The sequence below is a fragment of the Chitinophaga sp. S165 genome (assembly GCF_003182155.1).
In the GTDB taxonomy this organism is placed as follows: Bacteria; Bacteroidota; Bacteroidia; order Chitinophagales; family Chitinophagaceae; genus Chitinophaga.
This window is the reverse complement of record NZ_QGTG01000004.1, coordinates 278892-291633: the sequence shown is the minus strand read 5'-3', so window position 1 is coordinate 291633 and position 12742 is coordinate 278892. Positions and strand designations below refer to the sequence as shown.

Below are 12742 nucleotides of genomic sequence, written 5' to 3'. Positions count from 1 at the left end.
TATCTTTAATCTGTTGTGGAATGTCCCGCCTGGACAAGCAGAACAGCTAGATATCCTCAATATACCATTAAAAGAAGCTGTTCATAAGTCCTGCTGTCAGCGGATTCCAGACCTTTGCAAACGCAAAGGAATGGACATCCGGCTGATTGATCTTTTGCGGACATACTTACTCCGTAAGTAGTTGAGGAAAACAGCATTCTTCCGGGGAGAATACCTGCCCGCATTATTATGAAAAGGCAAAAAATATATTAATGCTATGATGGCTTAAGTAAGACCTGGATCAGTTCACAAACAAGGTTCATTTTATAGATCTTTCATAAGACGCTTTCTTTTGTTCTATTAACAATTCTGAACGCTGTGATCTTTATATGGGTTAATCTCTAAACACAACACGAATATCGCAAGGCATTGGTTAAACTGATAGGACTAAGGCGGCAAATTATCACTGTTTTTTTATCTCTTTAGTCCTATACACAGCTATATAGCCGCACTGTGATCACTTCTGTATCTCCCCGGAGTAACGCCTTCCGTCTGCTTAAATATCCTTATAAAATAAGACGGATCGGAATAGCCTACTTCCATCGCGATGTCTGTTACCGTATACATAGTGGCCAGTAGCAGTTGCTTGGCTTTTTGTACCCGCTGCTGTAATATGTAGATCTTTACCGTGCTGCCCAGCTTCAATTTAAATGCATTTTCCAGTGCACGTTCGGTGAGGCCCAATGCATGTGCGCGTTGCTCCACGTTAACATGCTCTTCCGGACATCTGTCCACTCTCTCAATAAACTCATCTATCTCTTTTTCATGCAGCAATATTAACCTGCTGTCCTGTAAAGTGATGCGATGCATACTGTCAAGGTAAGCGATCACCACATCACTGATACGGTTGTTATAATACAAGGCACGTGCCTGACCTGTCAACGGACAATTCTTCATTTTCTCCATCTCGCTGCGCATAGCAGCGCTCAAGCGTATATAGGGCAGATGCGTAGGGAAGTCACTCCCCGTCTTTACAGTTTCCAGCATATCATTTATCTGCGGATAGGTATCAGACAGCTCTTCCAGCATAGTAGCCGGCGTCTGAAAATAAATACTGCGGTACTGCTGCCCTCCGGTAAGACTAACAGTGTAAACAACTCCCGGAGTCAGGTATTGCATACCCACCTTGCCGGACTGCAGCTGCATACGGTCGTCTGAATAACTGACACGCACGTTGCCAGTCACCATCGCCTGCATAATAATAACAGGCGTAGTAACAGAGATCTGTAGATCTATATCAGCCGTTGGCTCAGCATACAATTCGCAATAGAAACTGTTAGCAACCTTTACTTTCTGTTTAAGCAGTGTCCCCCATTTGCCGGATACGAACAATGTGTCGGTATCTTCAATGGGCAATCGCAATTTGCGGTAACGTGCGGGCACGGCATGCGTTACCACAGCCTCCTGCACTAAGTGGTCAGGTAACCGGAACTCAATTGGCATATTGGTAAGGTTTTATGATAGAATAAGTGTCACTACTTTCTAGTCTCTGTATTCAGCAGGCCCAGGGCAAAAAGGAACTTGTTTACGAACGAAAATGTTTCTGCGCTTTTCATACTTTCACTATCATCCTGATCAGGAGAAAAAGGAAAAGCGAATGACTGATAGGTACCTTTGCTGACCAGCACCCGTAGATCTTTCGGCTGGAAACCTCCTCCCAGGTAACAATAATCATTCTCTCCTATGTCTATTCCTATGTCCTGATGCAGGAACATCATTTCATCATCATTCTGGATATTGTAGATCAGTAATTTATTCAAACCTGGTACGAGGTCGAACCTTAACAGCAAATTATCTTCTGTAGAACTGATAACAGTATACCAGAAGCTTCTTTCAAAGAGTTGCATCTGTTGTATCAATACGTTGCACTGGGGCGTGGAGTAAAATAAAGGGGGCTTCTCTGAAGACAAATAATGCTCAAAAGATGCAGGTACATTTTCTGATTGCTGAAATGCTAAAAGTGGATTAAAGTTAACATCTAGTTTCATGTGTGTTATTTTAAATGAGGAGGAGAACTTGGTAGGGACTGTTTCTTCCACACTATCCGGGAGGGGCATTCAGCCAGCTTACAGATTGCGCTGCGGAGCTGTTGCAGTAATGGAGGCGGTTATTTGCTTGGACACCTGGGAGAGTGAAATATAAACACAATTTTAAAGACAGCGCGCTGAGTATGCGCAAATAAACGTTGTCTTCCATTTCAATCAGGTTAACTTTGTATCCTGCAAGGGATCAACTGAATTCCCGGCAGTACTGCTATTGCAATGCAGTACTGCATTTTCTAGCTAGTCTATGAGTACTGAATTTACAACATTTTCAAACAAAAAAATCACCAGAATGGATAATATTCATAAGCCATTCTTTTCTAATATATTATATCAGCGCCTTGCTGTTATGGTAACCCGGATATAAGCGCAATTGCATTTTCTGCCTATTAAGTCAAACTTAGAAGTCCACCTATGCGTCATGTATACGCCATGTATACGCCGTATATACGTCATATATAAAGCGTACTTAGGGCTATTGAGGTTTACCCGGATGGCAGCTTTTATTCCCCAGGATATGCCCATATTCTCTCTCCGTCCGGTATTGATTGCTGGATTATCCCTAATTTTGCGGCACGTATGGCAAAAAAAGTAATTTTACTGGTAGATGACGACATGGATGATCAGGAGTTATTTGGGGAGGCAATGTCCATCGTGGACAGTGCCGCTACCTGTCATTTCGCTTCTGATGGGGAAGAAGGGCTACGTATATTACAGGACGGCGGCCTGCAATGCGATCTTATCTTCCTTGACCTGAATATGCCCAGAATGAATGGCAAACAGTTCCTGGCTGAAATTAAAAAGGACAGTGCCTGCAGCAATATCCCGGTTATTATTTTCAGCACCTCGCAAAGAGAAAAAGATGGCATTGAGACCGCCGCAATGGGTGCTGCACACTTTCTTACTAAACCTCCCAGTTTCGGTGAACTGTGCAGGCAGCTGGAAATTGTACTTGCAAAAATCCTTCCCTAATAGACCTCCAGTTTATCTTTAACAGGTAACTTCGGAAACGGTTGATGTGGTTCAGTCTGGTACCAGTACACTACAGACGAGATATCCGAACGCTGCTGTAAATACCTGCCTCCTTCTCTCCAGCCCAGGTCCTGAATAGTTACCCGTAACTCTTTATCAAATCGTATCGGGTCCATGATATGCCAGCGGTACATACCAAACCGCTGACGTGCCCGGTAAGTGCCGTCAGGACGTATCACCTGGTGCAATCCCGCATAAGGTGTGCAAAACTCAGTATACTTGCCTCCCCGGTCAAAATTGTAGGAACCACAGAAGTAGTCTTCCGTTCCCGTTCCGCAGATGGTGGGAAACTTCGTATCCCCGTCCATGAAGAACTTGATCTCTCCTTCTCCCCACCAGCCTGAATTATTCACGCCCAAAGCCATGAAAGTACCCACATACTGCCCCTTTCCACGGATGTTATCCACCAGGACATAGTCTGATGTGGTGTCAGGATTGGTACGGCGGAACTGCGCATGGAAATAAGCGGCATCATCAGGCACATCTGTCAGCGTATAGTCCACCTGGTAATACAGCGTCATTTGTTCCGTATTTATATTCTCCATAGTAATACGGCATTTCTTCCGGAAAGGCATCATCCAGTAGCTGTTAAAGGCACTGCCTGGATTAACGGTGATAGCCATAGAATTCAGTGGTGCATATTCATTCCAGGCCATACCGAAGAAGTCGCCTACAGGACACTCTACAGATGGCTCTTTTTCATCGTCCCAGTAGATACGCAGGATGGAATAACGCCAAACGCCTGTTGGCGTCATCCAGATATGCTGAATAGCACCTGGACCGCTCATTTCGGCGATAGTAAATGTCTGTCCTGGTTTGATAATAATAAAAGGATTGACCTTCCACCCCTGTCCCAGGTCGCGCGCCGCATTTGATGCATTGGCTGTATTCAATGCTGCATCTTTCTGCGGAACGGCCATACCGCCTTTACCTTTCTCTCCGGTGAAATTTTCCGGACTGATAGACCTGGTCTTCGCGTTAGACAAACGGAACAGGTTACCAAGATTCATATCCAGACCATTGAACTGTTGCGCAAACAATGGTACGGTAAAACAGCACAGTAGTACTAATAACGGGAATTTTCTCATGAACATTTGCTTTGAGCGAAAAAGTACTAAATGAATTTTAAAAAAGAAAAGCGTGATAGCATTTATATGCCATCACGCCCATACAGTAATTTTTCATTTTATCAGGGAAGCCTATATAGTTCCGTGTTGCGTCAGCAATTGAGAATAGATATCATAATTGTCTTTTTCAAAACAAACAAAGATCAGGTTACTTATCTTGTTGTTCTTTTCCAGGAACTCCCTGACAGCCGCCACCGCTATTTCCGCTGCTACCTGTTTAGGAAAACGGTATACACCTGTACTGATGTTCGGAAAAGCGATCGTTTTCACATCATACTTCACCGCCAGTTGCAGACTATTCAAATAAGCGTTCCGTAGCAAAGCTTTCTCCGCATCGTCTCCCTTATTCCATACAGGCCCTACCGTATGGATAACATACTTGGCAGGCAATCTGCCAGCTGTTGTGATCACTGCTTCACCTACAGCGCACCTTCCCTGCTTATCGCGGATCTTACGGCACTCTTCCAGTATAGCCGGTCCGCCAGCTCTGTGGATAGCTCCGTCCACACCACCTCCACCCAGTAAAGACGAATTGGCTGCATTAACAACAGCGTCTGCTTCAACTTTGGTAATATCCCCTAGTAATAGTGTTATTTCCATGTTTTAGTTTTCCTGGTACTCACCGTCATACCTGTGTTTAAACATAATCTTGTACAAATTTGCTGCCCGTTCCAAATACCCCTTTTCCTTTTCAATAAATGCAGCATCTCTTGCTGTAAATATCTTCTTGTTTGCATCCATCCACCTGACCAGCTTTCCTCCGTGAAAATACGCCCTTTCTTCTTCTACGTCCCATTTATACTGGTTGAAGGTGGAATCATACATCGGTACTTTATACTTATACCCGCGAGAATAACAGAATACCAATGCTCCTTTGTCATAGTATACTTCCGTCCGTTCTTTTCCCATCGTTTCATATATCACCTCTACCATCAGCTGAAGTGAATCTCCGATAAAATACCCTTGCAGGCTGGCCCCTTCCGCACTGATACCTGGCATACTAATTTCTGACACCTTATATGAAGTAATATTCTTATTAACCTCCTGGTACCTGTCTCTGATATGTTGCAGCACATTTTCTGTCTGCGCAAAGGTTTGGGCACTCAATATCAGTAAAAATGGAAGAAACTTTAGCATGAAGCAGGCATTTAGCAAGTCTCAATTTAGTAAAATTTATAACTTGTGCCCCGGTAGCATATATAAACATATCTTATCTATGAACCGTAACTCAAAAACTGCCATGATCGGGAAGGCTTCCTTATGCAGCAGAACCCCGCAGGTCGTTATACACAGCAGCCGCTACCCTACCGCTTACTGCATTGAAAAAGACCAGCAACGAAAAATACCAACGGTGAAGTAAGCGATATACTAAACATTTCCCTGGCAGACGGAAAGATGAGGACCTATAACTTCAAATAAGAAAAATATAACTAACATACTATAGAAAGAGGCCGGCTATAACCGGCCTCTGGATCTAAACCTCCTGATTCTGAGGGAACAGGAAAACTATTATGGACGTTTCAGCAGCCTCCATTCGGCCAGCTGGAATAAAGTACTGTTTTTTACCGCCGATACGTTCAGGCGATAGAACTTGAAGGCCACCTGATTAGAGAAAGTATACTTCACCGTCAGGAACCTGGAACCAAAAGACTGGTCCGTTTGTGTGTCAAGTATCGTCCAGTCGGTACCGTTATCCGAACCTTCGATCGTCCAGTTCTTCGGATCACGTTCGGGTGCGTCATTAGCTGAGGTAATGGTATAAGCACCAGTGGTCTGCGGAGTGGCAAACTCCAGTTGCGCCCAAAGCGTAGAGAAGTTAAACAACAGGAACTTCGAGTTGATGTTGTTGTCTATCAGCTTCCCTGATGTCTCATTTGCATTACTGGTATTCTCGTATTGTGTCTTATAACTGATATTGGTATTGGTAATATCTGTTTCAATCAGCCGTGATGGGTCCAGCTGCATCACAACAGTACTACGTGCGGAATCTAACAGGTGCCTGGTCGGGCTGCTAAGCCTTAAAGCCAGTACCGGCTTATTTTGCTCGTTCCTTCTCAATGCTTCCGTTTTTACAACCAGGTTAAATCTGGCCGTACTTGTATTGGCCGGAAATGTCAGTGTAGCTGGAATAGAATAATCATCCCCTTCCTTCAGTAATACAGATCCATTCAGCGTACCGTCGTCTATCAACGCCTGCGCTGTATCAGGACTGGCGCTTACGTTTACTGTAAAAGCTCCTCCGGGTACTCCCCCGAGTGTTACACTAACCGGTAATACCACTTCATTAGTACCCAATGTATGATCAGTGCCTGAAGGCTGTCCAAATACACTGCCCGCTCCTGTAAAAAAGAGATAATGAATATCCTCCTGCCGGATGATCTCATCTGTCTTGATCAATAAAATAGCGCTCCTGCCAGCAGCATCCAGGGTATTGTTCTTACCTGCATCCGACAGGCCAATGGCCAGTGCCAGTGTTTTACCGTAATACTTTTCAATGGCCTGCATACTGATACGTAAGGGCAAGGTAAAAGTATCTATACCAAACCTCATCTCTGCTGTTTTAGGTAACTGGTAGTAGGTTTCTTCCAGCAGTACCGCATCACCCAGTTGCTGTTGTTCTATCAGGTGTGTAATGGTATCGTTATTCACATGTACATCCACCGTAAAGATCTTCGGTGTTGTGGCAGAGAGCACGATCTTAACAGGTATATCGACGTAATCAGTTGTTTTGGTGTAATTGTTACCCGCAGGCACAGCTATTCGTCCGTTCGTGCTTTGAATGGATACATTCACCGGGTCCAGCTGCTCATCCTGGTACTTATCATCCTTCTTACAGGATAAAGCACCAGACAGCAGGAGCAGTAACAACACAGGGAGCATATTGCGACTCATATCAGCGTATTTGCAGTTAAAAAATATTGTCAGATAGATGCATAGGAAGTTACCCATACCCTGCCGTCCATCTGCCATTTGGTATCTACAGCTATCTGCAGCCAGTTCATGATCTGCCTGGCTACATCAACAGGTTGCGGTACCAGTTGCGTCAGATTAGAGGCGGAACTAGGACACATCAGATCACTGAAATCATCCCATTGGTAATTGTTATGTATCTGAAAATCGTGTTTGTATTCCGACTGATCTTTAAATACTCCTCCAAAACCATCTCTGCATGGCCAGTACCCGATCAGGTAATCGTGATACGGATGAGATGTAGGCAGTTCATCTGTACACACATAAGTCCTGATCACACTATCCGGTAAAGCAGCGCGCCAGAAACGGATCTCGGTAACATATGCATTCAGCCAGCGGTTATCATCTGTCACATTACCAGGCACGTATCCAAGCGTCAGCGGAGAGCCATTATCAAAGTTGCCGTAAGAAGTGATCTCTTGTTCGGTATTAAAGTTTCCATCTGTGAAAAGACGTATGAAACGTTTGTTGTCCCTGTTCAGAAATACAGCCGTCAGGTCATGCCATCTGCCGTCACTAATATTGGCGCCGGTCACCATATTAAAGCCCGCACCATCCTGTCCGTAGTGTACTCCCCAGCCATTTGTTTCCAGGGACATGCTCCAGCCGGTATTCTTCCACCAGTCCAGCGACAGATTATTACCAATGATGTTCGGATAGGTATAGGAATAATCACCATAGGTAGTCTTATTCTTTTTGATCTTCAGCGCAATGGTCACCTCATTCGTCTTACCAAGATTCAGATCTTCCTTCCCTTCATTAATGCTTGCATACACGGCATCTCCAGGAGTTTTACCATACAGGCGCACGGCCTTCCCCGTATAACGGGCGCCGGTATATGGCCTGTCTATGAAGTTCGGAACATAACGGGGCGAATAGAATATAGTGAAAGTATTGACCTTCGGGTTACTGAGGATAGTTCCGTCATCTTCTTCAGGCGTTATTGCAAAAGGCCCGCCCTTACCCGATGTTACGACTACCAGCCAATCTTCATGCTGATAATTCTTCCGCTGCCGTAAGGCATTCATGATATTACCGATGTATTCATCTACCTTCAGAATTGCAGCCTTATACTCAGGAATACCTGCATCATAACCATATGCCTTACCTGCTGTTGCTACCTGGCTGAACTGACCGAATACCAAACCGGCTGTATCAACTTTTAACTCATTCAGTATGGCCTGCGCAGTAGCATCATCGTCATTGCCGAATGTCTGGTTTACATCCGCATCAGTGATCAGCATTCTACCCAGCGAGTCTGTTGCACTATATGCCGCGATCCTGAATGAAGGCATACGCGCCTTGATATACTTGAAAAAGACAGGATATTGCCCAAGCCTGTTGTCAGCAAAATCACTTTTGACTACACCATGCTTTTCCTTACGCACGCCTGTCAGCAGATCAGCCCATGCGGAGGCATCCAGCCCGATAGTGTCACTGATGCTGTTCCAGGAATAGATCGCATTATCTCCCAGCTCGAGCAGGTGAGATGCCTGTGCATTCCGTACCGATTCTCCGCGGGCGCCATCCACCACCAGGAAGAGTATTTTAGGCTGCTTGCCGGTTACACCGGTAGTATCTTCATACTCCCGCTCTTCGAGCAGTCTGTCAAAACCTTTGTTACAGGCAGTAAACAGTATAACCGTAGTGATGACTGCCAGCCAGTTGAAGTTCTTCATATATGCGGATAATTTTATCATTTGAATAACAGGCGGACTACGTTACTGATCTCTTTATTATTAAAGCGGCTAAACTGCCCCATAATAAGGGCCTGCGTTTGTCCGGAGCTATTGATCGTTTCAAATACTCTTACCAGGATACCCGAAAAATCAGCAGTGTTATTATATCCCGGCGCCAGTTTTCCTTTCTGGTCCAGCACCATAAACCCACTACGATGCACCTTATCATAGCTGGTAAAAGTACCGTTGACCACTATCAGGCCATTGCTTAGTTGTTGTGCACAGTAATATCTTTCGTTACTTGCCCTTGTTGCTGCATGGAACTGCTCATCTGGCGTACCATCAGGCTTCAGCATTACAAGGCCGCTATGTGCAGCACCATCAAACTTGTCAAAGTTGCCGGCCAGCACGAATCGCTGCGTTGTAGCATTATAACGGATGGATATAATATCGTTATCTGCACCGCTGCCACCGAAACCGGGATCGAGGCTTCCATCCAGATTGAGGCGGGCGATGTAAGGCGCCGGCTGCCCGTTATAACGGGTGAAACGGCCCACAATAATGATCTTTCCATCCGGCTGCTGATAGGCATCGCTGATAGGGCCATTAGCGCCATCAAAGCTTCTATGACGTACAAGGTCATAGTTGAAAGACGAATCCAGTGAACCATCAGGATGGAAACGTACTAACTGGCGTACGAGCGTACTGTCTGTAATGAGTGAATCCCTTTCCTGCAGATAATCTGATTGGCCGTATACGAAACGCAGGTAATAATTAAAGTAACCTATAGCAGTGATACGGTTATTGTACACAAAAACACGATTGATCCTTCCGTCAGTGCCTCCGTTGAATGAAGGTACGGTGTCCTTATCCGTAAAAGTGTTTACGCTCATTGAATCAAGCGATCCATTACTATTAAGTATCGTGATGTTGTGCATCTCTGCCTGATGAATATCGTATGAAGCAAAGCTGCCACCTACTACCAGCTTACCATTAGGCAGTGCGCCTATTGTATTCAGGGACCCATCAGCTCCTCTTCCTGACTGCAGACTGCGGTCCATTTCGCCATCGCGTGATGTAAGCACGATCCTGCTGATAGGTCTTACTATTCCCTTACGTTCATAATCCAGGAAATCGCCCACCAGCAATAGTCTGCCATCAGCAAAACGGTATACATCACTCACCCAGCTATTAGCGCCAACCACAACTTTGTAGTTGTTGTCAATATCCAGGTTGCCCCTTACCTTAAAGAGAGGACCGAAGAAGATCTGGTTGCCGATAGTTACAGAAGTCACACCTGTACTGGCAGTAACAGGCACTTTCACCTGTATGCCGGCAGAATCTACTTTTACGATCTCCGCCGGTTCACCGTTAAAGTTGAACAAGAGCGAATCTTTATGTTTCAGTAACCCTTTACCCTTAAAGGTGATCACAGTACCGGGGGCTGCTTCCGACGGATTCGGTATTTCCGTGCTTAGCGTTACGCCCAGCGGTTCCTTTCCTCCGGCATAAGGATCTTCATACACCTTATCTTTTTTACAGGCTGCTGAGAAAATCATCGTTAACAGCACTGCCATTGATATTATTCTTCTCATGTGATTCATGCTTTTTATTAACCTCCGTTTTCCATTGCAGCGATCACGTCCTGAACAAACACATACGGAGCAAATCCAAAATAGACATGGTTGTCATTCAGCGCATGAACTACACCGTTATTGGTAGTAATGTTACAGGAAGCCACGTAATCAATGACCCAGTTATCGCGTGGCTTGGCCGGGTCGGTTATGTAAGCGATAGACAATTGCCGGTAGCCTACGTATTTCACCCCGTTATCATCATTGTACACTACACCGATGTTCATTGGCGTACCGTTCCATGACAGGTAACCCTGACCAGGATATGTATTCAGAAGGTTATAATCTATCTGCGGATAATCTTTCAGTTCATTACTGCCATGAAACATATATCGCTGAAGATATTTGAACCATATCTCCTTCGGCACGTCAGACAAGGCTTTCACCGTATCATTCCCTAAAAAGAATAGTTCAGCATTGAGGTCTTTTATTAAACGCAGCACACTTCTGTCTGTCGGTGCGAAGAAGGTAAGCGTATCACTTTTAAAGACATCTTCCATACCCGCCAGTCTCACTATTGTTGCTACGGTATCGAAATAGAAAGGCACCGCATCCAGGTATTCCAACGTACTTCCTTTAAACACGGGATCGTGGGTACCGGAGTCCTGGTAGTATTCATCTTTACTACAGGCGCACAAACCCAATATCAGGGCTGTCATTAAGCACAGTATTGTCCGCATAAGTTTCATTTTATCTTAACCAATAATTGTTCAGTTGCATATAGGGATTGTTATCCAGCGCTGCAGAGTTGATAGGCCATGTCCAGCCACCATTATCGAATTGTGCCTGCGTAAGCGGATAATAACACCATTGCTGGCTCATTACTCTGCCCGTACGTACCAGGTCGAAATAATAGTGTCCTTCCATCATCAGTTCCTTCGCTCTTTCAGTAAAGATGGCATCTTTCAGTGCCTGCAATGTTCCGCCCTGGTAAAGCGTCGTCCTTGCCCGTTGCCTGATCATGTTCATCGTCCGGATAGCTTCATCTGTCTGCCCCAGTTCCGCCAATGCTTCTGCCCTCAACAGGATGGCGCCTGCGTATCTTAATACAATGAGGTTGTTATCCACATTCACATCTTCATTTCCCTGTTCATAAAGACTGTTATACTTGAGGAACATAAAAGTGCCGTCGTTGGCAAACATCTGCGAGTCGAACCACATCTGTATCCTTGCATCAGGCACACCTGAAGGATACAGGCGGCGCAGGTACTCTGCACGGAAATAGGTAAAGCTGTACTGGTGGTTCCAGGCCGGGCGCTTATATGGATAATGCACTACCAGCTCAGAAAGGTCATTCCATTTCTCTGCCAGGCCTTCTCCGTAGTTGGAACTGATCACGATATCAAACAGGCTTTCTCTCGAACGCCCTTTGAAGATGGTGAACGACTCTTCCATCGGCAGCAGCATATAAGCACCGCTCTTTATGAGCTGATCTCCCAGTTCAGCTGTAGCCTGATAATGTTGCTGCGCAGCAGATTTATCAAAACCGGCATTCCACATATGCATTTCCATCAGCAGCCCCACAGCCGATCCTCTGCTGGTACGGGCGCCCTGGTAAGCAGGTTCTGTAAATGTCCAGGGCAGTTCTTCCAATACCGCCGTCAGGTCCGTAATACAGTTATTCATTACGGTCACCATCTTTTCTCTTGGTAACGGCGCCTCGTGATAAGCGTCCGTGTAGTACACCACATCTCCCCATAACCTTACCATGATGAAATAAGCAAGACTGCGCATGAAGATCGCTTCTGCCTTATACGTCTCTTTACGGGCCTCGTCCAGGTCAGGTATCACCCGTCTGTCCACTTCATAGATCAGGATATTACATGCCTGTATAACACGATAGAACGGCTTCCAGTCGGCCAGCATATAAAGGTCAAAGATGTCCCAGAACTCTTTACCTGCCGGTCTGTAAATAACCGGTATCAGGTCATTCTTGGCTACGTATTCCACGAAGGTCCTGTCTGCTCCATCACCCTTCGGAGACATCGCCAGCATGCCGCCTCTTGCCTCTCCTGCAAGGGCAAACAACGGACACGAGCCGGTAGCGTCCCTGAACAGACCATAGATGTCCCATATATTATCTTCCACATCTTTCGCCGATTTGAAGAACGTATTTCCTGAAAGCCGGTCAAGCGGCTCCACATTTAGAAACTTCTTACACCCGAACTGACTGCAAAGCAGCAAACAGGCAGTGATATAAATAAACCTCCGGATCATAG

At 45.4% G+C, this 12742-nt stretch carries 12 protein-coding genes; 2 read left to right on the top strand and 10 right to left on the bottom strand.

What is annotated here, in order from left to right; all coding sequences use genetic code 11:
- Window positions 1-477 precede the first annotated feature (477 nt).
- Together C7475_RS18490 and C7475_RS18485 are read right to left on the bottom strand one after the other, a co-directional pair.
- A complete protein-coding gene (locus C7475_RS18490) occupies window positions 478-1482 on the bottom strand; it encodes a helix-turn-helix transcriptional regulator (RefSeq protein WP_110054868.1) in 1005 nt (334 codons plus the stop codon).
- 32 nt (window positions 1483-1514) lie between these two features.
- On the bottom strand, window positions 1515-2027 hold the full coding sequence (locus C7475_RS18485) for a hypothetical protein (RefSeq protein WP_146217588.1): 513 nt from the start codon (window positions 2025-2027) through the stop codon (window positions 1515-1517).
- Window positions 2028-2660: 633 nt separating this feature from the next.
- Between C7475_RS18485 and C7475_RS18480 the strand changes: the two genes are divergently transcribed.
- Window positions 2661-3053, top strand: a complete 393-nt coding sequence (locus C7475_RS18480) for a response regulator (RefSeq protein WP_110054866.1) — start codon at window positions 2661-2663, stop codon at window positions 3051-3053.
- Here the strand turns inward: C7475_RS18480 and C7475_RS18475 are convergent.
- The 3 genes from C7475_RS18475 to C7475_RS18465 form a co-directional block, all read right to left on the bottom strand.
- On the bottom strand, window positions 3050-4201 hold the full coding sequence (locus C7475_RS18475; RefSeq protein WP_110054865.1) for a glycoside hydrolase family 172 protein: 1152 nt from the start codon (window positions 4199-4201) through the stop codon (window positions 3050-3052). The two genes, C7475_RS18480 and C7475_RS18475, sit on opposite strands and share 4 nt — an antisense overlap.
- A 111-nt stretch (window positions 4202-4312) precedes the next feature.
- Window positions 4313-4840, bottom strand: coding sequence for an O-acetyl-ADP-ribose deacetylase (locus C7475_RS18470; protein ID WP_110054864.1), 528 nt, complete (start codon window positions 4838-4840; stop codon window positions 4313-4315).
- 3 nt (window positions 4841-4843) lie between these two features.
- The gene (locus tag C7475_RS18465) at window positions 4844-5377 is read right to left on the bottom strand and encodes a hypothetical protein (protein ID WP_110054863.1); all 534 of its coding nucleotides are present in this window, start codon (window positions 5375-5377) and stop codon (window positions 4844-4846) included.
- Between the two features lie 79 nt (window positions 5378-5456).
- Between C7475_RS18465 and C7475_RS33020 the strand changes: the two genes are divergently transcribed.
- Window positions 5457-5600 (top strand): hypothetical protein, encoded by a 144-nt coding sequence (locus C7475_RS33020; protein ID WP_158286543.1) that lies wholly within the window; start codon window positions 5457-5459, stop codon window positions 5598-5600.
- Window positions 5601-5749: 149 nt separating this feature from the next.
- Here C7475_RS33020 and C7475_RS18460 read toward each other — a convergent pair whose 3' ends face one another.
- Genes C7475_RS18460 through C7475_RS18440 form a run of 5 tightly spaced genes read right to left on the bottom strand, consistent with a single transcriptional unit; the run spans window position 5750 to window position 12740 of the window.
- On the bottom strand, window positions 5750-7132 hold the full coding sequence (locus C7475_RS18460; RefSeq protein ID WP_158286542.1) for a discoidin domain-containing protein: 1383 nt from the start codon (window positions 7130-7132) through the stop codon (window positions 5750-5752).
- Window positions 7133-7161: 29 nt separating this feature from the next.
- The gene (locus C7475_RS18455) at window positions 7162-8889 is read right to left on the bottom strand and encodes an alkaline phosphatase family protein (protein ID WP_158286541.1); all 1728 of its coding nucleotides are present in this window, start codon (window positions 8887-8889) and stop codon (window positions 7162-7164) included.
- A 17-nt stretch (window positions 8890-8906) separates the two neighbouring features.
- Window positions 8907-10484, bottom strand: coding sequence for a DUF5008 domain-containing protein (locus tag C7475_RS18450; RefSeq protein ID WP_158286540.1), 1578 nt, complete (start codon window positions 10482-10484; stop codon window positions 8907-8909).
- Window positions 10485-10501: 17 nt separating this feature from the next.
- Window positions 10502-11203 (bottom strand): hypothetical protein, encoded by a 702-nt coding sequence (locus C7475_RS18445; RefSeq protein WP_146217587.1) that lies wholly within the window; start codon window positions 11201-11203, stop codon window positions 10502-10504.
- 10 nt (window positions 11204-11213) lie between these two features.
- Entirely contained in the window at window positions 11214-12740 is a 1527-nt protein-coding gene (locus C7475_RS18440; RefSeq protein WP_158286539.1) for a RagB/SusD family nutrient uptake outer membrane protein, read from the bottom strand.
- Window positions 12741-12742 lie beyond the last annotated feature (2 nt).